Below are 26,821 nucleotides of genomic sequence, written 5' to 3'. Positions count from 1 at the left end.
GCGGAAAAATAGTGCGTTCGACTGGAGCCTTTTGTCAGCGATGAATAAGGAACCGAAAAAGAATACCAATGTATACAGTAATGCTGAAATGCAAAAACCGGCAAAGAAAAGTCTTATTTGAGAAATAGCCAATGCTCTGTTGCCGGTTATTCCCGGCGCATATCCGCCGGGTCAGTTCAGCAATACCCTGTACGCCTCGCGCGACTGTTCGCTGAATCCGGCAATCAACGTGGAGGCACAGAGTTCAGCGTAGCGGGCAGAGGTGACCAGAGTATGCAGGACCTCGCGTAAGCACTGCACGGTTTCGGGTGGCGTCTGCGCCGCGGTAATCAGCGGCAGTCCCGGCGTAGAGGGCGTATAGCCAATCACCGTCAGTTCACGCATTCGTTGCGGTTCATAGCGCTGCACCAGTGCCAGCGTCACGCAGTCGATGGCCGCGAGATCCGCACGCTGGTCGACGATCTCCACCAGCGACTGCTGGTGACTGCCGCTTATCACGACCCGGGAGAAAAAAGGGCCCTCCTGCGCCAGCGGCGTGACCATTTTCCTCAATGCGTTAAAACCAGACTGCGAATCAACGGCATTACAGGCCGCGCGCCTGCCAAAGAAATCCGCCAGCGTCTTATTCTGGTCTTCACGACGAGCCACCAGCGCACTACGATAATTAACGCCGTCGCACCCCGGCGCGGAGTAGTGAAACCCGCCCACCACCTGCACGTCTGGCAGCGCGGTCATTAACGGAAATCCACAGGTCTGGCTTAACAGCACATCACTGCCACGCCAGTGGGCAAGCAAATCAGATGCCGGAAAAGCCAGCCTGGCGACGATGTTTCGTTTCGCTAACAGTTGCTGAATGGCCTGGAGCAATGCGTGTGTCTCGTGGCTTTGCGCCCGGTACATCGGCAGTGAAAGCGTCTGGGGCATTGTTGTTCTCCTGCGGGAAACCTGGATGCGCATTAACGTTGACCGGTTTGACGAAAAACTGCCGTAGCCATTGTCCATATCCCGGCACCACAAAGCCGCCATTACGCTGCTGATAGTGATCCCGCTCGTACAGATACACGTTGCGCAATCCATACCATGGCACGCCAGGAAGATCGTGATGTACAGAATGATAGTTGAGATTGAGAAATAGCAGACGCCAGGGCAGTGCCGCGTCATTGATGACCGAGCGCGCCAGCGGGTTATCTACCGCGCGATGTTCGAAGAATGAGCGTACTTTAGTCATTCCCAGCGCCGGGTAGCTCACCGCGAGGACAAAATAGAGCGGCGAAAAATCACAGTGAACCATCCAGGCGAAGATCACACTTAACAATAAACCGTGCACCAGCCACATCGCCATTGCCTTGGGCTGACGGTACTGAAAGGCCATCAACGCCCCCTTCAGCATTGCCCCGATATCCAGCAGCGGTGCGAGAAGCATACGGCCGACAAACGTATTTCTGAGGTGAATGAGTTTTTGCTGCCACGGGGCAAAAGCGCGCCAGCTGGCAGCGGTAACATAGTAGGACTCGGGATCGTCAACCGGTACGGTCAAATGGTGATTGTTGTGGTGCGCCAGATGCGAGTCGCGATACAAACCATACGGATACCATATCGCCAGCGGCATGAGTCCCAATAGCTGATTAAATCGGGGATGGCGGGTGGGATGACCATGAATCAGCTCATGTTGCAGGGACATATACCACGCCGTAAACCAGATAAGTAACACGGTGGCGGGAACCAGCCCCAGCGTTTTCCAGTACGCCAGCGTAGCGAACCAGCCACCATAGATAATGACGATCAGCCCCCACGTGGGTAACTCGCTGCGCCATAGCCAGCCACGCGACCATTGCCGGATAAGTTCGCGCTGCTGTTGATGCAAATAGACTGCTTTACTCATTCACTCTGATACCGTCTTCGCCCCTGCCATGCCCTGACGATGTGGCAACGTACCGCGTATGACAACGAATTTAAATGGCTTAGCTTTGCCAAAAATTAGCGCAGTCACAGTTGACTTATTTTATACAGGATGTACTTTTCAGGACATGAAGAAAATACTGATTATCGTCCCCGATGGCGGGATGCTGTTCGAAGCCGCCGGTATTGCGGATATCCTGATGCAGGCCAATCGTCTGCATCAGGATGAGTTTGCACGCCCGCGTTACAGCATCACCCTTGCCACTCCCCAGCCCCATCAGGTGATCCACGGTCAATCCGGATTAAATCTGCTGGCCGACCATCGCCTGCCGGATATTGATCCGCGAGAACCCCTCGACACCATCATTATTACCGGGCGCGGTTTAAATGCTCAGGAGGGCACGGCGGTTGTTGACTGGCTCAACCTCGCCGCTCCCCACGCCCGGCGCGTGGCGTCTATTTGCGGCGGTGCGATGCTGCTGGCACAAAGCGGCCTGCTGGATGGACGGCGTGCGACGACGCACTGGCGGCTGCTGGAGACGATGCAGAAGACCTACCCTGCGGTGAACGTTGAAGGCGGGCCGCTCTACATTCAGGATGGCCCGATATGGACCTCTGGCGGCGTCAGTTCGGGCTTTGATTTAACCCTCGCCCTGATTGAAGAGGATTACGGTTTTACCCTCGCGCGCGACGTGGCCCAGGATTTAGTGATGTACCTGCGCCGACCCGGTGGTCAGCTCCAGTTCAGTCGCTTTAATCTCAAACAGGCCAGTACCTCAGGCCCGATCAGTGAGTTGCAGGGCTGGATTTTACAGCACATCGCGGCCGATCTGTGCGTCGAAAAGCTGGCAGAGCAGGTGTCAATGAGCCCGCGGAATTTTACCCGCGTCTTCACCAGAGAGACCGGCGTCTCCCCCGCTCGTTACGTGGCGGAAGCGCGTCTGGCCGCGGCCCGGCAACAGCTTGAGCAAACCACGGAATCGCTGGACCGCATCGCCGAACAAACCGGCTTTGGCACCAGCATTAACCTGCGCCGGGTTTTCGAAAAGCAGCTTCATCTGACGCCTGGCGACTACCGCCAGCGCTTCCACTGCCGTAAAATGGCGTAAAGTGATCTATTTTTGTCATTTACGCCACATCACCTGCGTCCTACATTAATTCCAGACATCTGAGAGAAGGAGTTGATTATGGTTAAGGTCGGTATTAATGGTTTCGGCAGGATCGGACGCAACGTCTTACGCGCGGCGTTGGGCAACCCGGATATTCAGATTGCGGCAATCAACGATCTGACGGACAGCAAGACGCTGGCACATTTGCTGAAATACGACTCGCTGCTCGGTACGCTCCCCGTCCCGGTTGAGGCGGCTGATAATGCGCTACTGGTCGACGGCCAGCGGATCCGCGTTTTCAGTGAACGCGATCCGGCCAATATCCCGTGGCGCGACGTGAATGTGGATATTGTTATCGAGGCGACCGGCTTCTTTACCGGGCGTGAGCAGGCCGCCGTGCATATTCACCGCGGAGGCGCGAAACGGGTGATCATCTCTGCGCCGGGCAAAAATGACGACTTAACGATCGTCATGGGCGTTAATCATCAACACTACGATCCGGCCAAACATTCCGTGGTCAGCAACGGTAGCTGCACCACCAACGGTCTGGCTCCGGCGGCGCAGGTGCTTCATCAACGTTTTGGTATTGAACACGGGCTGATGAACACCACTCACGCCTACACCAATAGCCAGGTACTGCACGATCAACCGGAGAAAGATCTGCGCGGTGCGCGAGCCGCAGCGCTGTCCATCGTGCCCTATTCCAGCGGTGCCGCTAAAGCGCTGGGGAAAGTGATCCCGGAACTGGATGGCCGCCTGACGGGCTATTCGCTGCGCGTCCCGGTGCCGGTGGTGTCGATTGTCGATCTGACCGTCACGCTTAAACGCGATGTCACGGCGGAAGAAGTTAACGCAGCGTTTCGTGAGGCGGCGGCATCCGGTCCGCTACAGGGCATTCTCGGCTACAGCGATGAACCGCTGGTCTCCAGCGATTATCAGGGCGATCCCCGGTCATCAATTATCGACGGCCTCTCCACGCTGGTCATCGGCGGTAACATGGTGAAAATTCTCGCCTGGTACGACAATGAATGGGGATTCTCTAATCGACTGGTTGATCTGGCGCTGTTTATGGCCCGGAAAGAGCAGTAATCCCTCCCGCAGGGCTGGCGACTCAACGCCAGCCTTATGGCTTCCGCCTCGTAATGTCCTCTCTTTCTGGTACATCCTTTCTTTACCAACTATAACCTATTGATTGAGCTGTTCGTTTAGAGGTGAAGTATGGGGTATCTGGGGTGGACAGCGGCGACGGGCGTCTTATTACTCTTAATGTCTTTGTCCTATGGCTGGATCAGCCGTTTTGCGGTTCCGGTCTTCGGGCTGTATTTACTGGTGGGTATCGCCTGCGGCCCGTGGGGGCTGGGGATACTGCGGATTGATATTGTTGAACACGCGTCATTAACCAGCCGGATCACGGAAATTGCGATGGCGGCGTCGTTATTTATTACCGGCCTGAAGATCCGCCTGCCGCTGAGGTTCTCCTTCTGGAAAACCGGCATTATGCTGGCATTGCCGGGGATGCTACTCACTATTGGCGGCATTATGGTGGTCTCGCACTTTCTGACCGGCATCTCATGGCCGCTGTCGATGGCGCTTGCCGCAATCCTTGCGCCCACCGATCCGGTACTGGCGAGCCTGGTGGCGATTAACGATGCGCAGGATGGCGACCGGCTGCGGATTTCGTTATCCAGCGAGGCGGGACTGAACGACGGCACGGCCCTGCCCTTTCTGATCCTCGCGCTGCTGTGGAATAACGCCGGGTCGGCGCTAAGCGGTGAAGAGTTGCTGAAATGGTTTAGCGTCGATCTGGTATGGGCGCTGGTCGGCGGTTTAGCGATTGGTTTTCTGCTCGGACGCTTCATCGGCATGATGGCAACCCGTTCACGCCATGCGCAGGGCGAGGTCGCTCCGAGTGATTTTGTCGCGCTGGCGTTAATCTGTCTGAGTTTTGCGCTGGCGCAGTGGGTCAGTGCGTCCGGTTTTCTGGCCGCCTTTGCCGCCGGTGTCGGCCTGCGCAGCACCGAAATCAGCGTACAAAAAAGACATGCCGATCAGAAGGAAGACGAGGATGATTTACCGGCTGAAATGCTGGTGAATCCGCATACCCGCCACGGGCTTAATCTGAAAAACCCGATCAAATCGGTGGGGCTCATCATCGGCGATGCCCTCTCTTTTGGCGACACGGTAGAACGCCTGTTTGCCGCAGCGCTCATTATCATCCTTGGCGTCACCCTGGCGCAACACTGGAACAGCGCCGCGTTACCGCTGGCCTTTATTATTTTCTTTCTCATCCGTCCGCTGGCCGTGTTGCTGGTGACCTGGCGCTCAAAAAGCGCGTGGCTGCACCGGCTTAGCCTCGGCTGGCTGGGGATCCGGGGTATCGGTAGTCTGAACTATATTGCCTTCGCGTATATGCACGGATTTAAGGGGGATGGCGCGAACCTGGTGACCGATACCGCCATCACCATTGTCACCATCAGCGTCCTGGTGCATGGCATTACGGTGACGCCGTTGCTCACCTTACGGCGCAAGAAAGCAGAGCACTAACGTAACAGGGGCGGCCTGGCTGATGCTGGCGCGCCTTGATTACCTCCCGTCCGCATGCCTCACAAGCCGGAAAAGCCGTCTACGCTTAAAGATATTCCAAAAATAGCGCACCGCGTCCTTGAGTTGTTTTTTTGCTCCCTGAATACTGGAGAATCTTTATGTGTAAGCAATCGTCCAGCGCCACTGACTGTCTGTCGCCAGTAGAAACGGCGCATCTGAAATTCACCGTCAATGGTGAAAGATACGAACTGGATCTTGATACCCGTACCACCCTGCTCGATGCCCTGCGTGAACATCTCCATCTGACCGGCAGTAAAAAAGGCTGCGATCACGGTCAGTGCGGTGCCTGCACCACGATCGTCAACGGACGGCGGATCAATGCCTGCCTGACGCTTGCGGTAATGCATCAGGATGCCGACATCACCACCATTGAAGGTCTCGGCACGCCGGACGATCTGCACCCGATGCAGGCGGCATTTGTTAAACATGATGGTTTCCAGTGCGGCTATTGCACCTCCGGGCAAATTTGTTCGTCGGTAGCGATGCTGAAAGAGATTGAAGCGGGCATCCCGAGCCACGTCACCGACGATCTGCTGGCCCCCTCCAGCCTGACAGCTGATGAAGTTCGCGAACGGATGAGCGGTAATATCTGCCGCTGCGGTGCGTACAGCAACATTCTGGCCGCCATTGACGACGTTGCCGGGGGTGAACAAAAATGAAATCGTTCACCTATGAGCGCGCCACCACGCTTAGCCAGGCGGCGGCCAGCGCAGCACAGCATGCTGGCGCACGGTTTATCGCCGGTGGCACCAACCTGCTGGATTTGATGAAGCTGGAAATCGAAACGCCGGGGCATCTGATCGACGTTAACGGTCTGCCGCTGGACCAGATTGAATCGACGCCGGAGGGCGGCCTGCGGATCGGCGCGCTGGTGCGCAACACCGATCTGGCTGCCGACCTTCGGGTCCGTCGCGATTATGCGGTATTAACCCGCGCCCTGCTGGCAGGGGCCTCCGGCCAGTTGCGAAACCAGGCCACCACGGCAGGCAATCTGCTCCAGCGTACCCGCTGCCCCTATTTCTACGATCCCAATCAGCCATGTAATAAACGTGAACCGGGCAGCGGCTGCTCGGCGCTTGACGGCTATAGCCGCCAGTTAGCGGTCGTTGGCGCAAGTAGCCACTGTATCGCCACCCATCCCAGCGATATGGCGGTGGCGATGCGCGTCCTGGATGCGGTTGTTGAGACCGTCCGGCCTGATGGCACCCGGCGCAGCATTCCTCTGGATGCGTTTTACCGCGCGCCGGGTAACACGCCGCATATTGAAACAGATCTTGCTCCCGGCGAGCTGATCGTCGCCGTCACCCTGCCACCGCCGGTGGGCGGGGCGCATATTTATCGCAAAGTGCGTGACCGGGCGTCCTACGCGTTTGCGTTAGTTTCGGTGGCAGCCATCATTCATTCCGATGGCAGCGGTCGCGTCGCCCTGGGCGGCGTGGCGCATCAACCCTGGCGCACGCCGGACGCGGACGCGGAACTTCCGCACGGGGCGAAAGCGGTCTGTCAGCGGCTGTTCGCCGACGCCCAACCCACGGACGACAATCAATTCAAACTGACGCTGGCAGAGCGCACGCTCGCCTCGGTCCTGGCAGAAGCGAGGGAATAAGCAGATGAAATTCGACAAACCCGCGAGCGTAAATCCCATCGACCGTCTGAACGTGGTCGGCCAGCCGCGCGATCGTATCGACGGGCCGCTCAAAACCACCGGTACCGCGCACTATGCTTATGAATGGCATAATGAAGTCGACAATGTGGCCTATGGCTATGTGGTCGGCTCCGCCATTGCTAAAGGACGAGTCAACGCCATTGATACCGACGCCGCAAGTCATGCTCCCGGCGTGCTGACGGTCGTCACCGCGCAGAATGCCGGGCCTCTCGGCAAAGGCGAGATGAATACCGCCACCCTGCTCGGCGGTCCGGAGATTGAACATTACCATCAGGCGCTGGCCCTGGTGGTGGCGGAGACATTTGAACAGGCGCGTGCGGCGGCGAGTCTGGTGGAGGTACACTACCAGCCGCAGGAGGGTAACTTCGATTTGGCAAAGGCCAGACCGGAGGTTAACACGCCGCCAGAAGATACCCCTGACAGCATCACCGGCGACTTTTCTACCGCGTTTGCCGCCGCCGACGTCAAACTTGATGCGACGTACACCACCCCGGATCAGTCGCATTTTGCGATGGAGCCACACGCGTCGATGGCCGCCTGGGACGGCGATAAAGTAACCGTCTGGACCTCAAATCAGATGATCGCCTGGTGTCGCAAAGAGCTGGCTGCGACGCTGAAGATAGAGCCGGAAAAGGTGCGGATCTATTCGCCTTATATCGGCGGCGGCTTCGGCAGTAAATTGTTCCTGCGCAGCGATGCCCTGCTGGCGGCGCTGGGCGCACGGGCGCTGCAACGTCCGGTGAAGGTGATGTTACAACGCCCGCTGATCGCCAACAACACCACGCACCGACCGGCGACTATTCAGCAGATCCGTATCGGCACCGATAAGGCCGGACATATTTCCGCTATCTCTCACCTGAGCTGGTCCGGCAATCTTCCGGGCGGTACGCCGGAGAACGCGGTGCAGCAAACCAATCTGCTGTATGCAGGCAACCATCGTCAGACGGGGTTGCGGCTTGCCGAACTCGACCTGCCGGAAGGCAATGCCATGCGCGCGCCCGGCGAAGCGGCGGGCCTGCTGGCACTGGAAATCGCTATTGACGAGATAGCGGAGAAAGTCGGCATCGATCCGGTGCAATTTCGTATTCTCAACGATACCCAGGTTGACCCCACCCAACCTGAACGCTTTTTTTCTCACCGTCAGTTGAATACCTGCCTGCGCGAAGGCGCAAAACGCTTTGGCTGGCAGGATCGTGTCGCCCGGCCCGGTCAGGTCCGCGACGGGCGCTGGCTGGTAGGAATGGGCGTTGCCGCCGCCATTCGTAATAACATGGTGGATAAATCCGCCGCGCGGGTGCATCTGGAACCGGATGGAACATTAACGGTCGAAACCGACATGACCGACATTGGCACCGGCAGCTATACCATCATCGGCCAGACGGCGGCTGAGATGCTCGGCATCCCGCTGGAAAAGGTGGTGGTGAAACTGGGTGACTCTGACTTCCCGGTCTCGGCTGGCTCCGGCGGCCAGTGGGGCGCAAATACCTCCACCGCAGGGGTCTATGCTGCCTGCGTCAAACTGCGCGAACAGGTCGCGCAACGACTCGGTCTGGAGAGTGACGGACTCGATTTTTGTGACGGCGAGGTGCTGGCGGGTCCACAGCGATTTGCCCTTACCGAGGCGGTAAAGGACGGACGGCTCACGGCGGAGGACACCATGGAATATGGCAATCTGGATAAACAATTTCAGCAGTCTACGTTTGCCGGGCATTTTGTGGAGGTCGGCGTGGATATGTTTACTGCCGAGGTGCGCATCCGCCGGATGCTGGCGGTCTGTGCCGCGGGACGGATTTTGAATCCTAAAACCGCCCGCAGTCAGGTGATCGGCGCGATGACCATGGGCGCAGGTGCCGCGCTGATGGAGGAACTGGTGGTCGATCCACGCCGGGGCTATTTCGTCAATCATGACTTAGCCAGTTATGAAGTGCCGGTGCATGCCGACATCACCGAACAGGAGGTGATTTTCCTTGACGAAACGGACCCGATTTCGTCGCCGATGAAGGCCAAAGGCGTCGGTGAACTGGGACTTTGCGGCGTCGGCGCGGCCATCGCCAACGCCATCTACAATGCGACCGGCGTCCGGGTACGGGAATACCCGATTACCCTCGACAAACTGCTGGCAGAGATGCCTGAACCGGCGCTGAAAGGATGACCGCCGTGTTGCAGCAAGTGACGGCTCAGCACAGCCAGTGCACGCCGCGGGCGGCGTTTCAGACCGACGATCCGCTGGTTATTCTGCGCTTCGCGGCCGACGCCCTGCACGCAGGCATGGCGTCGGCGCTGGTGACACTCACCGATATTCGCGGCGGATCGGCGCGCCCGCGCGGCGCACAGATGGCGGTGCGGGAAGACGGACAGTATTGCGGCGTGGTCTCCGGCGGATGCGTCGAAGCCGCCGCCGCGTATGAGGCGCTGGAGGCGATTCATAGCGGGCGCGATCGCGATGTTGTCTACGGCCAGGGTTCACCGTATATGGATATTGTTCTGCCCTGCGGCGGCAGTATCACTCTGCATATCCGCCTGATACGTTCGGCGCAGCCGCTGCTGACGGTGCTCGCCGCGCTGGAGCAACGTCAGGCAGCAGGCTTACGCTGGCATTCTGACGCGCCGGGCTTCAGTGCCGTCAGCCATCCACTCAAAACCGGACGCGATAAGCAGACTTTTCAGGTCGGCTATCGCCCTCGTCCGCGCATTATGCTGGCGGGTCGCTCAGCGGCATCTGACATCACCACGAGCGTTGCTGAAGCCGCCGGATATGAGGTGCATTCCTGTAACGGCGTGCATTCCGCCAGCGGGCTTATTGATGACGACACCGCCGTCGTGCTGCTCTACCACGATCTGCATCAGGAACTACCGTTTCTCGAGGCGGCCCTGAATGCCACGCCGTTTTATATTGGCGCACTGGGCAGTGAGCGTACCCATCAGCGGCGCAGCGAAAGCCTTATCCAGCGCGGCTACTCTCCGCAGGCCATCGCGCGCATCAACGCGCCCATCGGCCTGTTCCCGAAAGCCCGCGATGCCAGTTCGCTGGCACTGTCGGTGCTGGCCGATGTGGCGGCCGCGCGAACGGCCATGCTGGAAGCGCGTTGATGCCGGTGGTCATTATTCTGGCGGCCGGTCAGGGCGAACGCTTTTATGCGTCGGGTGGAACAAGCCACAAGCTCGACGCGCTGCTGGAGGGGCAATCCGTCCTGCACCATGTCATTGCGGCGGTTAATGCCTCCGGCCTGCGCTGGCATCTGGTCCGCCCCGCAGGCGGAACGGCGGGAATGGGCGCGTCGATTGCGATGGGCGTCCGGGCGACCGCCGAAGCCGGAGGCTGGCTGATCCTGCCAGGCGATCTGCCGCTTATCCGCCCGCGGACCCTGCAACAGGTCGCCGATGCCCTAAAGACCCATTCCATCGTGGTTCCCCACTTTCATCAACGTCACGGACACCCGGTGGGATTCGGGCGCGAACATCTGGCAGCGCTGACTTCGCTGTGCGCGGATACTGGCGCGGCGACCCTCGTTCGTGCCGCCAGAGCGGAAGGACGCGTACAGGATTTAGCGCTTAACGACGCTGGCATTATTGATGACGTTGATACCCTTTCCGATCTCGCCAGGGCGCGCCGACATGTCCTTTCCCGGCAAAAACGCGCCCTCGCAGATGATAAACCTTAAGGAGAACGGCATGACCCAGGTATCCTCTTTTACCGATAACGATCTTCACCTGCTCGATCGCTACTGGCGCGCGGCTAACTATCTCTCGGTGGGACAAATCTATCTGATGGATAATCCGCTGCTGCGCGAACCGCTACAGCCGGAACACATTAAGCCGCGCCTGCTCGGCCACTGGGGCACCACGCCGGGCCTGAATTTTATCTATGCGCACCTTAATCACGCCATTCGCCAGCGCGATCTGGATATTCTTTATATCTGCGGTCCGGGCCACGGCGGGCCGGGGATGGTGGCGAATACCTGGCTGGAAGGCAGCTACAGCGATATTTACCCTGACATCAGTCAGGACGCTGAAGGGATGAAAAAACTGTTTAAACAATTTTCATTCCCCGGCGGTATTCCCAGCCACGCCGCGCCGGAAACACCCGGCTCGATTAACGAAGGCGGTGAACTCGGCTACTCGCTCTCGCATGCGTTTGGCGCGGTGTTTGATAACCCATCGTTAATTGCGGCCTGTGTAATTGGCGATGGCGAAGCGGAAACCGGGCCGCTGGCCTCAAGCTGGCACGGCATCAAATTCCTTAATGCCGCCCGCGACGGCATGGTGCTGCCGATCCTGCATCTTAACGGCTATAAAATTGCTAACCCGACCATTCTGGGGCGTGAAAGCGACGACAGCCTGCGCCAGTATTTCAGCGGTCTGGGCTATGCGCCGCTGCTGGTCAGCGGACACGAACCGGAGAAAATGCACCGGCAAATGGCGCAGACGCTGGCTGAAGCGCTGGACGCTATTGAGCGTTATCAGCAACAGGCCCGACGCGGCGAAGCTGCCGGTGAGCTGCCCCGCTGGCCGATGATTATTCTGCGCAGCCCAAAAGGCTGGACCGGGCCGCAAACCGTGGACGGCAAAAAGGTTGAAGATTTCTGGCGCGCCCATCAGGTCCCGGTCTCCGCCTGCCGGGAAAATGACGAGCACCGGCAGATCCTGGAGCGCTGGATGCGCAGCTATCACCCGGAGGAGTTGTTCGATGAGCGCGGACAGCTTAAGGCCGAGTTGCAGGCGCTGGCCCCCAAAGGCGATAAACGGATGGGGTCTACGCCGTGGGCCAACGGCGGAAGGCTGCGCCGCGAACTGATTACCCCGTCGCTGCATGACTACGCGATAGACGTTCAGTCACCGGGAGAAACCCAGGCCGAGTCCACCGACGCGCTCGGCAGCTACCTCGCCGGCATTTTCCAGCGCAACGCCGATAATTTCCGCCTGTTCGGGCCGGATGAAACTGCCTCCAACCGGCTGGGTAAAGTCTTTAACGTCACCAGCCGCACCTGGCAGGAGCCGATAAAGCCGTATGATGAACAACTGGCCGCGGATGGCCGGGTCATGGAAATCCTCAGTGAGCACCAGTGTCAGGGCTGGCTGGAGGGGTATCTACTTACCGGTCGGCATGGCCTGTTTAACTGTTATGAAGCCTTTATCCATATTGTCGATTCGATGTTTAATCAGCATGCCAAGTGGCTTAAGGTCTCCCGCACCCTGCCGTGGCGCAAACCGGTCTCTTCGCTTAACTATCTGCTGTCGTCTCATGTCTGGCGGCAGGATCACAATGGTTACAGCCATCAGGACCCGGGGTTTATCGATCATGTCGCCAATAAGAAAGCCGATATTGTGCGCATTTATTTGCCGCCGGACGCCAATACCCTGCTGTGCGTGGCAGATCACTGCCTGAAAACCTGGGATCGCATTAACGTGATTATTGCCGGGAAACAACCCGCGCCGCAGTGGCTGACGCTGGAAGAGGCGCAGAAGCACTGCGCGGCGGGAATGGGTATCTGGCACTGGGCCGGAAACGAGCAGAGCGGCGGCACGCCGGATGTGGTGATGGCCTGCGCGGGCGACGTGCCGACCATGGAAGCCCTGGCGGCGGTGGATCTGCTGCGAGAGTACCTTCCCGACCTGCATGTGCGGGTGGTTAACGTGGTGGATCTGCTGGCATTGCAAACCAAAGATCAGCATCCGCACGGGCTGAGTGACGACGACTTCGACGCCCTGTTCACCCCGGATAAACCGGTGATATTTGCCTTCCACGGCTATCCAAGTCTGATCCACCGGCTAACCTACCTGCGAAACAACCATCGCAATTTCCATGTCCGTGGCTTTATGGAAGAAGGCACCACCACCACCCCGTTTGATATGACCGTGATGAACGAGCTGGACCGCTTCCACCTCGCGCAGGAGGCGATCCTGCGTGTGCCGCAGTTGCAGGGCAAAGCCGACGATATTCTGGATACTCTACAGGAGAAAATCGCCGAACATCATCGCTACGTGCGCGAACACGGTGAAGATCTTCCAGAGGTGCAGGGATGGAAATGGCCGTCACAGCAGGGCGACGAAAATATTCCGGAGTAGCGGGATGCGCCCCTGTGGCTGATGGTGGAACTGATGCCGGGTGGCGGCTTCGCCTTACCCGGCCTACGCCCACAACGTTAGCGGGTTACACCATGATCGTAGGCCCGGTAAGCGCAGCGCCACCGGGCATCAGGGGCATGGCGCTGACGCCCATACCGGATAATGCCGGGTGGCGGCTTCGCCTTACCCGGCCTACGCCCACAGCGTTAGCGGGTTACACCATGATCGTAGGCCCGGTAAGCGCAGCGCCACCGGGCATCATGGGCATGGCGCTGACGCCCATACCGGATAATGCCGGGTGGCGGCTTCGCCTTACCCGGCCTACAAATGTCATAATATCAGCGGGTTACGCTATGACCGTAGGCCCGGTAAGCGCAGCGCCACCGGGCATCAGGGGTATAGCGCTGACGCCCATACCCGACATCCTTGCCGCGCACCTGGTAACGTTAATGGCTCAAAATCTGCTCCAAAAACTGCCGGGTGCGTGGGTGTTCAGGCTGGCTGAAGAACTGCTCCGGCGGCGCGGATTCCACAATCCGCCCGTCGGCCATCAGGATCACCTTATCCGCCACGGTGCGGGCAAAGCCCATCTCATGCGTCACGACGATCATCGTCATTCCGCCCTCAGCCAAATCCAGCATTACATCCAGCACTTCCTTGATCATCTCTGGATCAAGCGCCGACGTCGGCTCATCAAACAGCATAATTTCTGGCTGCATACACAGCGCGCGGGCAATCGCCACTCGCTGCTGCTGGCCACCCGACAGCTGGAGCGGAAATTTATACGCCTGGTTGCCGATATGCACTTTCTCCAGATAATGCATCGCCAGCTCCGTCGCCTGTTTCTGGCTCATCTTGCGCACCAGCCGTGGGCCGATGGTGAGGTTATCCAGCACGCTAAGGTGGGGGAACAAATTAAACTGCTGGAACAGCATGCCGATGCTCAAACGAATGCGATTAATATTGCGCACATTGTCATTCATTTCGATGCCGTTGACCAGGATCTGCCCCTGCTGATGCTCTTCCAGCCGATTGATGCAGCGAATTAGGGTCGATTTACCCGACCCGGACGGGCCGCAAATCACTACCCGCTCGCCCTTCGCCACGTTGAGAGAGACATTGTCCAGAACCTGAAACTTTCCGTACCATTTACTGACGGCATTCATTTCGATGATTGGTTTAGGTAAAGCTGCGGACATCAGGAGGCTCCTTCTGCGTGGTGGCTGGCGTCAATGCGTTTTTCTACCCAGATGGCGTAGCGGGAAAGCATAAAGCCGAACAAAATATAAATAGCCGCGATAAAAATATAGGTTTCGATGTAATAGCGTCGCCACTGCGGGTCCTGCATCACGGCGCTGGTCGCGGTGAGCATGTCAAACAGGCCGATAATAATGACGAACGAGGTGTTTTTCATCGCGGCGATGATATGGTTAGTTACTGCTGGCAGACAGATGCGCAGCGCCTGCGGCAGAATGATTTTGGTGGTTGTGTGCCAGTAGCCGAGATTCAGTACCGTCGCCGCCTCATACTGCCCGCGTGGCACGGACTGTAAACCGCCGCGAATCACTTCCGCCTGATAGCAGGCAAAAAACAGCGCAATACCAACAATAATGCGCAGCAGCTTGTTCACTTCCATATTGGTGGGCAGGAACAACGGAAACACATTCACCGCCACAAACAGAATGGTGATCAGCGGCACACCGCGCAGCCCCTCAATAAAGATCACCGACAGCCCACGGAAAAACGGCAGCGGCGAGCGACGGCCCAGCGCCAGCGCCACCGAGACCGGCATACCGAGGATCACCGTGCCGGAAAACAGCAGCAAGGTCAGCGGCAGGCCCCCCCAGTCGGCCGATTGTACCGGCGACAGCCCCAGCACCCCGCCGCTCATCAGGCAGTACATCGCCACCAGCGCGACACCCCACAGCGGCCACAGAAACCGTGAATGCCAGCAGGCAGGCGACAGCGACAGCCCGACGCTCACAAACCAGATCAACATGCACAGTGCCGGACGCCACTGCTGCTCATACGGATACAGCCCAAACAGGATAGGCCGGTACTTTTCGCCGATCACCGCCCAGCAGGCTCCTGCGGCGGCCCGACACTCCGCCGCCCCGCCGCTGAATACCGCGTCCGTCACGCCCCAACGCAGCAGTTTTGCGCCGATGGTGACGATGACCGTCAGCAGCACCAGCGTTAATACCGTCTGAAGCACGCTACTGAACAGGTTGCGACGCAGCCAGTCAATTGCCGTAGGTTGCATAGCCTCTCCTTAGCGCTCTTTAATGGCGACGTAACGGTTAAAGATATTCATCAGCAGCGAGGTCGTAATGCTGATAATCAGATACACCACCATCATGATGGCGATCGCTTCAAGTGCCTGTCCGGTCTGATTCATCAGGGTATTGCTGATATTCGCCAGTTCCGGATACCCCACCACCACGGCAATGGAGCTGTTCTTTGCCAGGCTGACATACTGACTGGCCAGCGGCGGGACAATCACCCGCATTGCCTGCGGAATAATGACGTGGCGGATCACATGCCATCGCGAGAAGGAGAGCGAGCGTGCCGCTTCAAGCTGCCCTTTCGGCACCGACTGGATCCCGGCGCGGACGATCTCGGCAATAAACGCCGATGAATAGAGCGCGATCCCCAGCAGCAGCGCGGTGAATTCCGGGCTGATCGTAAAGCCGCCGCGAAAGTTGAAACCTCGCAGTTCCGGGCGATCGATAGCGTGCGGCGCGCCGCTCAGCCACCAGACCAGCAGCGGCAAGCCGACGAGAAGGACGATTCGCAGGCGCGCCACCGGCAGCAGGCGACCGCTCCGCTCCCGCAACCGCCGGGCCAGCATTGCCAGGGCGAGACTGAGTACCACGCCTGTCGCCAGCGCCCACAAGGTCCACAGCCAGCCGGGATCGGCCTGTAACACCGCAAAGGTCAGACCGCGGTTAGTCAGATAACCGGCCCCGGCCAGCTCAATGGCCCCGCGGGGCGACGGCAGGTTACGGATCGTCACCGCCCAGAAAATCACCTGTAAAATCACCGGCACGTTGCGCAGCAATTCTACATAGCCTTCGGCCAGTTTCTTCAGCAGCCAGTTTTTTGACACCCGCCCCAGGCCGACGATAAACCCCAGTACCGTCGCCAGCACAATGCCGCAGGCCATGACATACAGGGTGTTAAGTAAGCCGACCAGCACCGCGCGGGCATAACTGTCGCGCGGCGTATAGTCGATCAGCGTTTCACCAATCGCAAAATGGGCGCTTTGCTTGAGGAACGCAAACCCGGTGGTAATACGCTGGGTTTGCAGATTCTCCACCACGTTGTTATAAAGCCATCCGCAAAAGCCAACCAGCAGCACGGCGAGCAGGATTTGATAGCACCAGGCTCGCGTCGTTTTACTGCCGATAAGCGTCATGAGGCCAGCGGTGCTGACCGGCCCCGGCGCATCAAGCGTTTCGGTATGTTGTGATTGTTTCATCATGTCAGGATCAGGCGCACAGATGGAGGTTAGCGGATCGGTAAGCCATACAGCAGGCCACCGTCATTCCATAATTTATTCAGATCGCGATCCAGCGGCTCTGCGCTTTGGGGACCAAAGTGGCGGTTATAAATATCGCCATAGTTGCCCACCTGCTTAACGATGTTGTAAGCCCATTGATTATCCAGCCCCAGCTTCTGACCGAAATCACCACTGACACCTAAAAGGCCCTGCACATCCGGGTCGGCGGATTTTAGTTGCTGATCGACGTTCGCCTGACTGGTTTTCAACTCTTCCGCGTTAAACGTGGCGTACACCACCCATTTGACGATATCAAACCACTGATCGTCACCTTTACGCACCGCCATCGCCAGCGGCTCTTTCGAGTAGATCCCCGGCAGGATCACATGGTCGTCCGGGTTTTCGGCATCCACGTTTTTTACGCCCGGTAAGGCGACTTTGTCACGGGCCAGCACATCGCAGCGTCCGGAGAGGTAGGCCGCCACATACTCTTTATTATTTTCAATCACCACCGGGGTGTAGTGCAGATGGCGGGAGGTGAAGATCTGCGCCACATTCTGCTCGGTGCTGCTGCCCGGCGTGATGCAGACGGTGGCCCCGTCCAGATCCTCAATTTTCTTCACGCCACTATTGGCGCGGACCATAAATCCGGTGCCGGTATAAAAGTTCGGCGGCGCAAAGTTGAGGCCCAGCGACACATCGCGCGTCAGCGAGGCGGTAATATTGCGCGACAGGACGTCCACTTCACCCGACTGAATGGCCGGGAAACGCTGCGCCGTGGAGAGCGGCGTAAAGCGAACTTTTTTGGCATCGCCTAAGACCGCCGCCGCCAGCGCCCGACAGAAATCCACATCCAGCCCGACCCACTGGCCTTTACTGTCGATGGAGGAAAATCCGTGGCGCGCCGGATGAACGCCGCACACCAGTTCGCCCCGGGCTTTAATTTTCTTTAGCGTCTCCCCGTTGCTGGCGGGCGCGTCTGCGGCCTGCGCTGAGAAGGCAAGGTTTCCGCTGGCGATCAGCAAGACCGCCGCCAGCATTTTCATTTTATTGATCATCATCGACCCTTTTCCCGGTTAATTTTTTGTATTTACAACGCGTCTGACTATGTTCCGCGCTACGCCCGACCTCTGGCAAAGAAGGAATATGGCGTAGCACATGCAAAAATGATCTAACCCAACCAGCCCTGCGCGCCCTGCCACAGCAGTTGCAGGCTCAGCAGCAGCATCGTCACCCGGAACACTACGCGGAACAGTTTTTCCGGCAGGTTGTCGAGCAGTCGTGAGCCCAGCCAGGTGCCCAGCGCGCCGCTGATAATCATCGCAATGAGCACCGGCAGCCAGGTCGCCCAGGCAAAGCCCATCAGACCAAAAGCGAGTATTTTTAATCCGTGCTGAAGGACCATGCAGGTCGCATGGGTGGCAATCAGCGGTTGTCTCTTCAGCCCCTGAGAACTGATAAGCCCCGCGACCATCGGCCCCGTCGCGCCCACAATCATCGTCCCGATGCTGCTGATCCCGCCGCCGATGACAAAAAACAGCTTATTGGTCGGCTTCGCCTCACTGCGTTTGTGAAAGACCGTCCAGAGGATAAATAGCGCTAATGCGATACGCGCCAGGCTGTCCGGGATCGCCGCCGCCAGCGGTGCACCGAGGGCGATACCGACCGCGCTGCCGAGCAAAAACCACAGCACCAGCGGCCAGACCACATACATGCGCTGGATCAGCGTCCGGCTCAGGTTTGATCCTAACTGCACCATCCCGTGTACCGGCATCAGGCTGGCGACCGGCATTCCCAGCCCCATCACCGCCAGCAGCGCCGTGCCGCCGCCTAGTCCCATCGCCGCCGTCAGCGCCGAGGTCAGAAAACTGCAAAACACCATCACCCCGGCAAACAGCGGCGAAATGTCAGCAGGAATAAGCGATAAGGTCATAGCGGTTCCACTTAGCGATAATCGTCTTGCAGCAGGCGGGCATACAGCGCCTGTGCGTCATCCGCAGACATCACGCGCGTGGCACAATCGATAAATTTTTGCGCCAGCACGCCTTCCGCCAGCGGGTTACCCGGGCTGGAACCCCGCGCCCCGGCAATCGCCTGGTGAAATTGACGCCCGTCTGTGGTGGTCAGCGTGACATAGGCTCGATGCGTCGTCGCCTCGTCATGGCAACCCAGCGTGACCTTGTGCATTAATGACTGCGTCGTCGGATCGGCAAAACGCGCCGTGTCGATAAAATCCTCCAGCGTCAGCGTCCCGGCGACAAAGGCCCGCGCCACGCAGTAGTGCAGACTGAATTTTCCTGCCAGCGGATTTTCCGGCTGCGGAATATTGATATGCGGGAAGCGGATCGGGTGCACCTGCACCTCAATACGTTCGATCTGCTCCGCTTTCAGGCCCGTCTGCTCGCGCAGCGCCAGCACGCCGTCCACCGGCGACAGAATGGCGTAACAGCAGGAGAAGTACTTAAAGTTGTTGCTCTTTTCGGTATCAAGAATGTACGGCGTGCCGTCCCAGCGTTCGGTCAGCGCGGAAGGATCGACATTCTCACTGCCGTTAAAAACGTTGAAATAGCCGTGGTGATGTTCCAGCGCCGTTTGCCCGGCGCTGAACCCCTCCCGGGCCAGTTGCACCGCCATCACCGCACTGCGTGCCGCCTGGCCGACGACCAGCGCTTTGGTCTGGCTGCCAAAATTGGATTTAATACCGGACGCGAGCGAGGCACATATCGACAGCGCCGTCGCGGTTTGCGCTTCCGTTAAGTCGAGCAGCACCGCGCAGGCAGCCACACCGGCGAAAATCCCCACGGTGGTGGTCGGATGCCAGCCGTGCCGGTACTGGAACGGGCTGACCGCTTTACCCATCCGCACGGCGGTTTCATAGCCGCAGAGATATGCGCGGATTATTGCCTCGCCGTTAAGCGCGTGCTCGTCCGCCAGTGCCAGCACGGCAGGCAGGACGGCAACCGAGATGTGCCCGTGCAGCCAGGAATTTGAATCATCATAATCCAGCAGATGTGATGATGTGCCGTTAAGCAGCGCGGCATCCAGCGCGTTGAGCCGCAGATCGGTGCCGAAAACGCGGCTATTCCCGGTCGCGGCCGAAGGAACAATGACGCGGCGCAGTTTTTCTGCCCCGTCCTGCGCGCCACCCGCCAGCGTTACCCCGAGGGTGTCAATAATAGCGGTTCGCGCCTGCTCGCGTGCTGCTGGTGAAAAGCTTTGCTGCGAGAAGCGCAACAGATTTGCAGCGAGTTGTCCGGCAATACTCATACCTCTACTCCTTTAAAATTCAGTGAATTCGCCTGCCAGCAGCGCGGTGAGGGTTGCCAGGGAGCCTGGACGCTCAAAATGCGCCGCCGCCTGATACAACGCCTCGCTCTTCTGCGCCCCGAGTGCCGGAATTGCCAGCGAATCAAACTTGGCGCGCAGTTCCTCGTCGGTTAAGGGGTTTTGCGCGTGACCGCGATACACCTCAGTATGGGCGTGCAGTACCTCGCCATCCTCCAGCCAGACGTCAATAAAGGCGGAGCTGGCGGATTGCCCCTCAACCGCCTCGACATTAAGCAACTCAAGCAGCGCACGCGGCGCGGGGTCGGCCACCGTTTGCGGCGTGAAATCGGTATCGGTGAGCGCATATCCGCTCAGCGCCAGCGCGATGCAGTGCGGAATACTGAATTTGCTCTCCAGCGGCGTTTGCGGATTGAGGATCCCGGCGTTAACCATCCCCATCGGATGCACTTTGGCGTCAATGCGAACAATGGCGCGACCTTGTAGCTGCGGGTAAAGCTGTCGTGCGGTTTCAATGGAGGCGTGCGTTCCCCGGCAGCTGGCATACAGCTTGTAGCCGTTGGTCAGCAGCTCCCAGCTTTCGCCAAAATCCAGCGGCGGTATTTCCGCACTGCCATCCTGGATAAAGTTTTTCACCCAGCCGTCCGTTTCATAAAAATGATGCGCGCCGACGAAGCCTTCTGCGGCCAGTTGCGCCGCGAGGATCCCATCCATCGCGGCTTTCCCCGCATGAAAAGGCTTACCGTGCGTACCCGAGGACTTTTGCAGCCCGCCCATCATGGTTGCTGCCGCGCCGAGCGCGTTTTGAATTTGCGGCTCGCTAAGCCCGAGAAGAGAGGACGCGACCGCTGTCGCGCCCGCGCGTCCGACGATGGCTGTCGGATGAAAACCGCGGCGTTGCAAATTACGGCCTACTCCCGGCACCCAGCCGCCGCCAAGTTTTGCCATCACTTCGAACCCGGCGATAAAGGCTTTCAGTACCCGTTCCTCGCTGACCGGATGCGCCTGCGCCATCGCCAGCGCCGTTGACCAGCACGGCCCCCCAGGATGGCCCGCGCCCGCAGGATGGGTATCGTCATAATCTGCCGCATGGGCCATAGTGGCATTTATCAGCGCCGCCAGACCCGGCGTGGTGGTTTCGCCAAGAATAACCCGCGCCGCACCGGTGGCATTCCACTGGCGTGCCACCTGCCGCACGGCGCGCACCGCATCGTCATTTACCGCGCCCAGCGCTACGCCGAGGTAATCAATCAGCGCGCGTTTGGCCTCATGCAGCACCGTCTCCGGGATCGGTATCGTATGAGCGTGATGAATAAAATGACTGAGCTGGTCTCCCCGGGGGTAAGAGCCAGATACGGTGTCTTTTTTTGTCATGGTAAAATTCCCTGATGCTGACTACAAAAAACTTATAAAACAATAAGATGATTGATTGAATTCATTTGTATACAATAAATCAGGCTTTAAACATACCAGCGACGGCGCAAAGGTCAAAAGACGATTTTTAGCTATGCTAAGAACAAAATGAGCGATGAAACATGATTTACTGTGGCAATATGGCGCTACATTCATGGCACGCATTTCTGGCCTGTAAACTGGAAAAACCCTCTGAAATTATGAACGTAAAACCTGGCGAGCGTGATGTGACAATGTCACCTTTCGAGATACTGATTACGGCTATTGAACGCGGCGAGCTGCTGCCCGGCGAGCGACTACAGGAAACCCGGCTGGCAGCGCAATTTGGCCTTAGCAGAACCCCTATTCGTGAGGCGCTGCATCGCCTGGAAACCCTGGGTCTGGCAGAGCCGGGGCCGCAACGCGGTTTGATCGTCGCCAATATCAGCTATGACCGTTTGCGTCAGCTTTTTGCCGTCCGAGAAGGACTGGAGAAGATTGCCATGCAGCTGGCGGTGGCAGCCGCATCTGATGAAGAAATTGCGCTCCTGCAACGTATGGTGGATGCGGAAAAAACGCTGACAGACAGTAAAGCGCTGCACGATCATAACCGCCTGTTTCACCGGCAGATTTATCGCTCCACCCACAATCCGTATCTTAATGAGATGCTGGATAATTTGCGCATTCATCTGTCACTGCTGCGCGGTACCACCTATGCGCTGTCGGACCGGGCGGAAGAGGCAAAGTGCGAGCATCAGGCGATGGTTGATGCCCTCACCCGCCGCGATGTTGAGGCGGCGCAGGACGCTGCCTGTCAGCATATCCGCAACGGCTATCGCGCCCGCCTCGCGATTATCAGTCAACTGGATAACTAAACCAGCGGCGAAGCACTATTCCCCAGACCGCTGCCAGTATTCGCTAAGCGCATGCGCCTCACCATTCACCGGATCGCTGTCAGGAAACGGCAGCGAAGCAATGCGGGCCAGCATCTCCGGCGTCGCTGCCGTTTTGCACAGATCGGGCTTCTGACCAGATGCATACGCGCCAACCACCAGAAAATCGTCGGAGGCGGATAACCGGCGATGCCCGGTACCTGCCGGCAGTAATAGTACATCGCCTTTACGCACGTTAAATTCCTTACCGCCTGGCCCTCCCAGCAGCAGGCGAGCAGAACCGGCGGCAATACCCAGCACTTCATGCGCGGTAGAGTGGTAATGATGGTAATCAAAGATGCCATCGCGCCATTGCGGCGGCCAGCCGTTATCGGCAAAGCGCTGCTCAAACTGGCTGGCGATATCCCCTTCGGTCACCACGCGCTGATAAAGCAGCACCGTCAGAAAAGGATGATTAGGGACCCATTCATGGGCAACGAAATGTTGCGTCTGCGGTAAAACCGGGGGCTGATGATGGTCGGGCATCGTTATTCTCCGTTGTTGTCGACACCCTTTAATACTAGTCGTTATTGAGATACTGCCCCGGCGTAGTGCCAAGGGTCTTTTTGAACATGGTAATAAATGCCGTTACCGAGTCGTAGCCCAGCTCCCAGGCGGTATTTTGCACCGACATTCCGGTCACCAGCAGACGAATAGCGACCAGTACCTGAAGCTGCCGCCGCCAGCGGCCAAAGGTCATGCCGGTCTCTTTCAGTACGAAACGTTCAAAGCTGCGGGGACTCATTGCCAGGCGGCTGGCCCACAACCCCAGCGGGCTACGATCCGCCGGATTGGCCATCAGCCTGTCCGCCAGCTGTTTGATCCGCGGATTCTCGCTGATCGGCAGACTCAGCTGTTCTACCGGCATCAGGGTCAACTCATGCAGCATCACCTGCGCAAAACGGGCGACGGGGCTATCGGGCGAATAATCCTGCGGCAGATCGGCAAAATGTTTCAGCATCTCGCGCAGCATTGGACTGATTTGCAGGGTGCAACATGCCTGCGGCATACCCTGTACGTCCGGTTCAATATATAAAAACAAAACGTCGCCACGGGTCGTTACCCGATTGCTGTGAGCAACCCCGGCGGGGATCCACGCGGCGCAGTTGACCGGAACCATCCAGTATGCCGTCGGAGCCAGACAGGTGACACCGCCGCGCAGCGTCAGAATCAGCTGCCCTTTACGATGACGGTGAAACGGTACCTCTTCCTGTTGCCCGGCAGAGTGCACCTTCAGCGCCACCACCGGATTAGGGTTGTGATCGATAGTAAAATTTTCGAGGGAATGCAGCAAAGACATAGTGAGGGGTTTCGTGCGCCAATATTGGCGAAATTTAGCGATTGATTGTTGTTATATCGTTATTACGGCAAACCGACAAGCCTTTATAGTAAAGCTGAAATTTGATTCAGAGCAAAAATCATGCGTAACGTGCATAAAAAAAACCTGCTGCTTATTGTTGGCATCCTGCTGATCGCCACCAACCTGCGCGCGCCGTTTACCAGCGTCGCGCCGCTGCTGGAGATGATCCGTACTGAACTGGGCTTAACGGCGACCCTGGCTGGCCTGGTGCAGACGCTGCCATTACTGGCCTTTGCCGCCTTTTCGCCATTTGCTGCCGGGGTAGCGCACCGGCTGGGGATGGAGAAGGCGTTATTTCTGGCGCTGATCGTTATTGCGGTCGGCATCGTAGTGCGCTCGTATGCCGGGCTGCCCGGACTGTATGGCGGAACCCTGATCGTGGGCTCAGGCATTGCTATTGGTAATGTGCTGCTGCCGGGCATTTTAAAGCGCGATCTGCCGCATCGCGCGGCGAGCCTGACCGGGTTATATGCCCTGACCATGGGCCTTGCCGCCGCGCTGGGGTCGGCAGTCATGATCCCTCTGGCACAACCGCTTCACGCCGGGTGGCACCATGCGCTGCTGAGCACGTTACTGCTCCCGCTCATCGCATTAGCCGTCTGGCTACCGCAATTATCGTGTCATACGCCGCGGCCTGCGGCGCAGCACAGCGAGCATCGCCGTCACGCATCCGGGGTCTGGCGCGCGGCACTGGCCTGGCAGGTCTCCCTCTTTTTCGGCCTTAACTCGTTTATTTACTACATCATTGTTTCCTGGCTACCTGCGATGCTGGAAAACCTCGGCTTTAGTACGGCAGAAGCCGGATCGCTGCATGGCGTTCTGCAACTGGCGGCGGCCATCCCCGGCTTTTTTATCGGATCGCTGCTCGGCCGACTGCGAGATCAGCGCGTGCCGGGGGTAGGTTTTGCCCTGATCGGGGCGATCGGTCTGGGCGGGCTGCTGCTGGTGCCATCGCTGGCAACATTATGGGTGGTGCTGATTGGGATAAGCACCGGCGCAGGCGTAATCCTCGGCCTCGCCTTTATCAGCCTGCGATCCAGTAATGCGGTACAGGCGGCGACGCTCTCCGGGATGGCGCAGTGCGTGGGTTATCTGCTGGCAGCTGGCGGGCCGCCACTGGTGGGCCTGCTGCACGACAGTCTGGGTGGCTGGAAACTGCCGCTGACTGGCTGCACCGTGCTGGCACTGGTACTGGCGGTGCTCGGCTATCTGGCCGGCAGAGCGCGTCATCTGCCGCTTGTGGACGCGGTAACGCCTGAGCAACACGCGTAGTGCAATGTGAGTGGTTATAAGAGATGCGCGCACCGACGCCATCCATATGACTGATGTTTTGGGAGGTGCTCTGTTATCCGACTGGCTCTCCCTTTTTTCATGCTATACCCTTTCCCGCCGCTATTTTTGCTGCTGGCGGAAACGCGCAACTTTGGCCCGGTTGCCGCACAGCGCCATACTGCACCAGCGGCGGCGATGTGATTTGGTGCGATCGTAAAACCACAGCGTACAGTCGGGATGCTCGCAGGTCCTGATGAACTCAAAATCGGCTTCAGCGAGCAAAGAGGCCGCCAGTTCCGCCACTGGTCCCAGCAAATGCGCCGCACTGTGGCCAGGATAGATTTTCACTATCTCTACGCTATTACCGCTGCCGCTACGCAGTTGTTTACAGGCGGGGATCGCGGCCAGGAAATCATTTAAGCCCTCTGGCTGCAATGTTTCCCCTGCTTTCTTCTGCGCCACCAGAGTACGAATCGTCTCCCGTAGTCGTCGCGCCTGTTGCAGTAACTCTCCCGCGGTCCACGATGCTGTCTCAACCGGACTCGCCAGACCTGCACGGGTAAGCCAGGCCATCACATCCTCGTCTGACTGCCACATGTCCTGCGGCTGGCCGTTTACCTGCATGACCGTATTCAGAAAATCCAGCGCACCATGATCCGCCAGAAATAAAGGGGTGTGGTCAGAAGCCATAGAACACCTCAACGATAAAAACACTTTCACTCATGGTAGCTGAAACGTGCGCCGTTGTAACCATTAAAAAACAATTTGACTGGTTACTTATTTTGCGCATACTCACAGTGTGTAACCGATTAAGGTTATTTTAACAGTTACAGCCTGGAGGCATTGATGACTATCAACATTCATTATCCGGTTCGCTATCAATTTGCCGAGGCCGACGGCGTGCGCGTGTTTTACCGGGAAGCAGGCGATCCCTCGCTACCTGTGCTGCTGCTGGTCCACGGATTTGCCAGTTCTTCCCATCAGTTCCGCGAGCTGATCCCGCTGCTGGCCGATAAATTCCATCTGATAGCCCCCGACCTGCCGGGATTTGGTTTTACCGAGGTGCCGGATGAGCGCGATTATCCCTATTCCTTTGACTCCCTCGGCCAGACGTTGACCGCGTTTGTTGATGCGCTGGACCTGAAGCGTTATGCGCTTTACGTGTTTGATTACGGTGCGCCCGCCGGGCTGCGTCTGGCCCTGAATTATCCTGAGCGGGTCAGCGGTCTGATTTCGCAAAACGGTAACGCATATCTTGAAGGGCTGGGTGACGCGTGGGCTCCGGTACGCGCCTACTGGGACGATCCGTCGCAGGAGAATCGTCAGGTGGTTAACGATGCGGTGTTAAACATGGAAGGAATTCGCTGGCAGTATCTGCATGGCGTGCAGGATCCGCAGATGGTCGCGCCGGAAACCTGGCATCTGGACACGCTGCTGATGGAGCGGCCGGGCAACAGAGCGATCCAGCTGGATCTGTTCCTCGACTATGCCAACAACTTAACGCGCTACCCGGATTTTCAGGCCTTTTTCCGCGCCAGACAGTTGCCGACGCTGGTGATCTGGGGCAAACACGATCCGTTCTTCATTCCACCCGGCGCTAAAGCCTGGCAACGTGATAATCCGCATGCGGTGGTGGAGCTACTGGATACCGGTCATTTTGCGCTGGAAACGCATGTGGGCTATATCGCTAAACGCATTCGTGAAGTCATTGGCGAGGCGGTGCAATAAGATAAA

Annotated in this window: 24 protein-coding genes; 12 read left to right on the top strand and 12 right to left on the bottom strand. The window is 58.3% G+C overall.

Translation table 11 applies throughout. The annotated features are described in order from the left end of the window. Positions 1 to 171: 171 nt before the first annotated feature. Both INT84_RS10200 and INT84_RS10195 read right to left on the bottom strand, forming a co-directional pair. Positions 172 to 900, bottom strand: coding sequence for a phosphate/phosphite/phosphonate ABC transporter substrate-binding protein (locus INT84_RS10200; RefSeq protein ID WP_194206846.1), 729 nt, complete (start codon positions 898 to 900; stop codon positions 172 to 174). Beyond that, positions 797 to 1,882: a fatty acid desaturase gene (locus tag INT84_RS10195; RefSeq protein WP_194206693.1), complete on the bottom strand. Its 1,086-nt coding sequence runs from the start codon at positions 1,880 to 1,882 to the stop codon at positions 797 to 799. The genes INT84_RS10200 and INT84_RS10195 overlap by 104 nt, the downstream gene beginning before the upstream one ends. Before the next feature lie 145 nt (positions 1,883 to 2,027). Between INT84_RS10195 and INT84_RS10190 the strand changes: the two genes are divergently transcribed. The 9 genes from INT84_RS10190 (at position 2,028) to INT84_RS10150 (ending at position 13,344) form a co-directional block, all read left to right on the top strand. Next, positions 2,028 to 3,008: a GlxA family transcriptional regulator gene (locus INT84_RS10190; protein ID WP_194206692.1), complete on the top strand. Its 981-nt coding sequence runs from the start codon at positions 2,028 to 2,030 to the stop codon at positions 3,006 to 3,008. Between the two features lie 78 nt (positions 3,009 to 3,086). Then, positions 3,087 to 4,097 carry a type I glyceraldehyde-3-phosphate dehydrogenase gene (gene gap, locus INT84_RS10185; protein ID WP_194206691.1) on the top strand — a complete coding sequence of 337 codons (1,011 nt, stop codon included), beginning with the start codon at positions 3,087 to 3,089 and terminating at the stop codon, positions 4,095 to 4,097. A gap of 129 nt (positions 4,098 to 4,226) precedes the next feature. Further along, positions 4,227 to 5,552: a sodium:proton antiporter gene (locus INT84_RS10180; protein ID WP_194206690.1), complete on the top strand. Its 1,326-nt coding sequence runs from the start codon at positions 4,227 to 4,229 to the stop codon at positions 5,550 to 5,552. A 158-nt stretch (positions 5,553 to 5,710) separates the two neighbouring features. Then, entirely contained in the window at positions 5,711 to 6,271 is a 561-nt protein-coding gene (gene paoA / locus INT84_RS10175) for an aldehyde dehydrogenase iron-sulfur subunit PaoA (RefSeq protein WP_194206689.1), read from the top strand. Continuing rightward, complete coding sequence (locus INT84_RS10170) at positions 6,268 to 7,218, top strand: xanthine dehydrogenase family protein subunit M (protein WP_194206688.1); 951 nt, start codon at positions 6,268 to 6,270, stop codon at positions 7,216 to 7,218. The genes paoA and INT84_RS10170 overlap by 4 nt, the downstream gene beginning before the upstream one ends. Before the next feature lie 4 nt (positions 7,219 to 7,222). Then, positions 7,223 to 9,430 (top strand): aldehyde oxidoreductase molybdenum-binding subunit PaoC, encoded by a 2,208-nt coding sequence (paoC, locus tag INT84_RS10165; protein WP_194206687.1) that lies wholly within the window; start codon positions 7,223 to 7,225, stop codon positions 9,428 to 9,430. Then, a complete protein-coding gene (locus tag INT84_RS10160) occupies positions 9,427 to 10,368 on the top strand; it encodes an XdhC family protein (RefSeq protein ID WP_194206686.1) in 942 nt (313 codons plus the stop codon). The genes paoC and INT84_RS10160 overlap by 4 nt, the downstream gene beginning before the upstream one ends. Next, positions 10,368 to 10,940 carry an NTP transferase domain-containing protein gene (locus INT84_RS10155; RefSeq protein ID WP_194206685.1) on the top strand — a complete coding sequence of 191 codons (573 nt, stop codon included), beginning with the start codon at positions 10,368 to 10,370 and terminating at the stop codon, positions 10,938 to 10,940. Before INT84_RS10160 ends, INT84_RS10155 begins: the two co-directional genes overlap by 1 nt. Before the next feature lie 10 nt (positions 10,941 to 10,950). After that, positions 10,951 to 13,344, top strand: a complete 2,394-nt coding sequence (locus INT84_RS10150; protein WP_194206684.1) for a phosphoketolase — start codon at positions 10,951 to 10,953, stop codon at positions 13,342 to 13,344. Between the two features lie 446 nt (positions 13,345 to 13,790). Here the strand turns inward: INT84_RS10150 and INT84_RS10145 are convergent, their stop codons facing one another. The 7 genes from INT84_RS10145 to INT84_RS10115 form a co-directional block, all read right to left on the bottom strand. Beyond that, positions 13,791 to 14,543 carry an amino acid ABC transporter ATP-binding protein gene (locus tag INT84_RS10145; RefSeq protein ID WP_228066021.1) on the bottom strand — a complete coding sequence of 251 codons (753 nt, stop codon included), beginning with the start codon at positions 14,541 to 14,543 and terminating at the stop codon, positions 13,791 to 13,793. Next, positions 14,543 to 15,607 carry an amino acid ABC transporter permease gene (locus INT84_RS10140; RefSeq protein ID WP_194206683.1) on the bottom strand — a complete coding sequence of 355 codons (1,065 nt, stop codon included), beginning with the start codon at positions 15,605 to 15,607 and terminating at the stop codon, positions 14,543 to 14,545. Before INT84_RS10140 ends, INT84_RS10145 begins: the two co-directional genes overlap by 1 nt. A gap of 9 nt (positions 15,608 to 15,616) precedes the next feature. Further along, positions 15,617 to 16,762 carry an amino acid ABC transporter permease gene (locus tag INT84_RS10135; RefSeq protein WP_228066152.1) on the bottom strand — a complete coding sequence of 382 codons (1,146 nt, stop codon included), beginning with the start codon at positions 16,760 to 16,762 and terminating at the stop codon, positions 15,617 to 15,619. Between the two features lie 92 nt (positions 16,763 to 16,854). After that, a complete protein-coding gene (locus tag INT84_RS10130) occupies positions 16,855 to 17,907 on the bottom strand; it encodes an amino acid ABC transporter substrate-binding protein (protein WP_228066018.1) in 1,053 nt (350 codons plus the stop codon). A 110-nt stretch (positions 17,908 to 18,017) separates the two neighbouring features. Then, entirely contained in the window at positions 18,018 to 18,779 is a 762-nt protein-coding gene (locus tag INT84_RS10125; protein WP_194206681.1) for a sulfite exporter TauE/SafE family protein, read from the bottom strand. Between the two features lie 11 nt (positions 18,780 to 18,790). Beyond that, positions 18,791 to 20,113: an MmgE/PrpD family protein gene (locus INT84_RS10120; protein ID WP_194206680.1), complete on the bottom strand. Its 1,323-nt coding sequence runs from the start codon at positions 20,111 to 20,113 to the stop codon at positions 18,791 to 18,793. A 12-nt stretch (positions 20,114 to 20,125) separates the two neighbouring features. Continuing rightward, positions 20,126 to 21,505, bottom strand: coding sequence for an MmgE/PrpD family protein (locus tag INT84_RS10115; RefSeq protein WP_194206679.1), 1,380 nt, complete (start codon positions 21,503 to 21,505; stop codon positions 20,126 to 20,128). Between the two features lie 239 nt (positions 21,506 to 21,744). On the opposite strand from INT84_RS10115, the gene INT84_RS10110 reads away from it, so the two are divergent. Beyond that, positions 21,745 to 22,398 carry a GntR family transcriptional regulator gene (locus INT84_RS10110; protein WP_194206678.1) on the top strand — a complete coding sequence of 218 codons (654 nt, stop codon included), beginning with the start codon at positions 21,745 to 21,747 and terminating at the stop codon, positions 22,396 to 22,398. Between the two features lie 15 nt (positions 22,399 to 22,413). Here INT84_RS10110 and INT84_RS10105 read toward each other — a convergent pair whose 3' ends face one another. After that, the gene (locus tag INT84_RS10105) at positions 22,414 to 22,941 is read right to left on the bottom strand and encodes a cupin (protein WP_194206677.1); all 528 of its coding nucleotides are present in this window, start codon (positions 22,939 to 22,941) and stop codon (positions 22,414 to 22,416) included. A 34-nt stretch (positions 22,942 to 22,975) separates the two neighbouring features. Continuing rightward, positions 22,976 to 23,755, bottom strand: coding sequence for a helix-turn-helix transcriptional regulator (locus INT84_RS10100; RefSeq protein ID WP_194206676.1), 780 nt, complete (start codon positions 23,753 to 23,755; stop codon positions 22,976 to 22,978). A 120-nt stretch (positions 23,756 to 23,875) separates the two neighbouring features. Here INT84_RS10100 and INT84_RS10095 point away from each other — a divergent pair, with 120 nt between their 5' ends. Further along, the gene (locus INT84_RS10095; RefSeq protein ID WP_194206675.1) at positions 23,876 to 25,087 is read left to right on the top strand and encodes an MFS transporter; all 1,212 of its coding nucleotides are present in this window, start codon (positions 23,876 to 23,878) and stop codon (positions 25,085 to 25,087) included. 120 nt (positions 25,088 to 25,207) lie between these two features. Here INT84_RS10095 and INT84_RS10090 read toward each other — a convergent pair whose 3' ends face one another. After that, complete coding sequence (locus tag INT84_RS10090; RefSeq protein WP_194206674.1) at positions 25,208 to 25,777, bottom strand: ABATE domain-containing protein; 570 nt, start codon at positions 25,775 to 25,777, stop codon at positions 25,208 to 25,210. A 156-nt stretch (positions 25,778 to 25,933) separates the two neighbouring features. Here INT84_RS10090 and INT84_RS10085 point away from each other — a divergent pair, with 156 nt between their 5' ends. Then, positions 25,934 to 26,815: an alpha/beta fold hydrolase gene (locus INT84_RS10085; RefSeq protein WP_194206673.1), complete on the top strand. Its 882-nt coding sequence runs from the start codon at positions 25,934 to 25,936 to the stop codon at positions 26,813 to 26,815. Positions 26,816 to 26,821: the final 6 nt, after the last annotated feature.

Origin of the sequence: Superficieibacter sp. 1612_C1 (genome assembly GCF_015234305.1) — a bacterium.
In the GTDB taxonomy this organism is placed as follows: domain Bacteria; phylum Pseudomonadota; class Gammaproteobacteria; order Enterobacterales; family Enterobacteriaceae; genus Superficieibacter.
Note: the sequence above shows the minus strand (reverse complement) of the source record. Positions and strands in the feature narration are given on the sequence as shown.

What these genes read in the sequence shown, in the direction of transcription:
- INT84_RS10105 (WP_194206677.1), bottom strand. Translation starts at nt 22,941, where the DNA reads ATGCCCGACCATCATCAGCCCCCGGTTTTACCGCAGACGCAACATTTC.
- INT84_RS10160 (WP_194206686.1), top strand. Translation starts at nt 9,427, where the DNA reads ATGACCGCCGTGTTGCAGCAAGTGACGGCTCAGCACAGCCAGTGCACG.
- INT84_RS10155 (WP_194206685.1), top strand. Translation starts at nt 10,368, where the DNA reads ATGCCGGTGGTCATTATTCTGGCGGCCGGTCAGGGCGAACGCTTTTAT.
- INT84_RS10140 (WP_194206683.1), bottom strand. Translation starts at nt 15,607, where the DNA reads ATGCAACCTACGGCAATTGACTGGCTGCGTCGCAACCTGTTCAGTAGC.
- INT84_RS10100 (WP_194206676.1), bottom strand. Translation starts at nt 23,755, where the DNA reads ATGTCTTTGCTGCATTCCCTCGAAAATTTTACTATCGATCACAACCCT.
- INT84_RS10085 (WP_194206673.1), top strand. Translation starts at nt 25,934, where the DNA reads ATGACTATCAACATTCATTATCCGGTTCGCTATCAATTTGCCGAGGCC.
- gap (WP_194206691.1), top strand. Translation starts at nt 3,087, where the DNA reads ATGGTTAAGGTCGGTATTAATGGTTTCGGCAGGATCGGACGCAACGTC.
- INT84_RS10135 (WP_228066152.1), bottom strand. Translation starts at nt 16,762, where the DNA reads ATGACGCTTATCGGCAGTAAAACGACGCGAGCCTGGTGCTATCAAATC.
- INT84_RS10180 (WP_194206690.1), top strand. Translation starts at nt 4,227, where the DNA reads ATGGGGTATCTGGGGTGGACAGCGGCGACGGGCGTCTTATTACTCTTA.
- INT84_RS10130 (WP_228066018.1), bottom strand. Translation starts at nt 17,907, where the DNA reads ATGATGATCAATAAAATGAAAATGCTGGCGGCGGTCTTGCTGATCGCC.
- INT84_RS10170 (WP_194206688.1), top strand. Translation starts at nt 6,268, where the DNA reads ATGAAATCGTTCACCTATGAGCGCGCCACCACGCTTAGCCAGGCGGCG.
- INT84_RS10150 (WP_194206684.1), top strand. Translation starts at nt 10,951, where the DNA reads ATGACCCAGGTATCCTCTTTTACCGATAACGATCTTCACCTGCTCGAT.
- paoA (WP_194206689.1), top strand. Translation starts at nt 5,711, where the DNA reads ATGTGTAAGCAATCGTCCAGCGCCACTGACTGTCTGTCGCCAGTAGAA.
- INT84_RS10145 (WP_228066021.1), bottom strand. Translation starts at nt 14,543, where the DNA reads ATGTCCGCAGCTTTACCTAAACCAATCATCGAAATGAATGCCGTCAGT.
- INT84_RS10110 (WP_194206678.1), top strand. Translation starts at nt 21,745, where the DNA reads ATGAACGTAAAACCTGGCGAGCGTGATGTGACAATGTCACCTTTCGAG.
- INT84_RS10195 (WP_194206693.1), bottom strand. Translation starts at nt 1,882, where the DNA reads ATGAGTAAAGCAGTCTATTTGCATCAACAGCAGCGCGAACTTATCCGG.
- INT84_RS10200 (WP_194206846.1), bottom strand. Translation starts at nt 900, where the DNA reads ATGTACCGGGCGCAAAGCCACGAGACACACGCATTGCTCCAGGCCATT.
- INT84_RS10090 (WP_194206674.1), bottom strand. Translation starts at nt 25,777, where the DNA reads ATGGCTTCTGACCACACCCCTTTATTTCTGGCGGATCATGGTGCGCTG.
- INT84_RS10125 (WP_194206681.1), bottom strand. Translation starts at nt 18,779, where the DNA reads ATGACCTTATCGCTTATTCCTGCTGACATTTCGCCGCTGTTTGCCGGG.
- INT84_RS10095 (WP_194206675.1), top strand. Translation starts at nt 23,876, where the DNA reads ATGCGTAACGTGCATAAAAAAAACCTGCTGCTTATTGTTGGCATCCTG.
- paoC (WP_194206687.1), top strand. Translation starts at nt 7,223, where the DNA reads ATGAAATTCGACAAACCCGCGAGCGTAAATCCCATCGACCGTCTGAAC.
- INT84_RS10115 (WP_194206679.1), bottom strand. Translation starts at nt 21,505, where the DNA reads ATGACAAAAAAAGACACCGTATCTGGCTCTTACCCCCGGGGAGACCAG.
- INT84_RS10190 (WP_194206692.1), top strand. Translation starts at nt 2,028, where the DNA reads ATGAAGAAAATACTGATTATCGTCCCCGATGGCGGGATGCTGTTCGAA.
- INT84_RS10120 (WP_194206680.1), bottom strand. Translation starts at nt 20,113, where the DNA reads ATGAGTATTGCCGGACAACTCGCTGCAAATCTGTTGCGCTTCTCGCAG.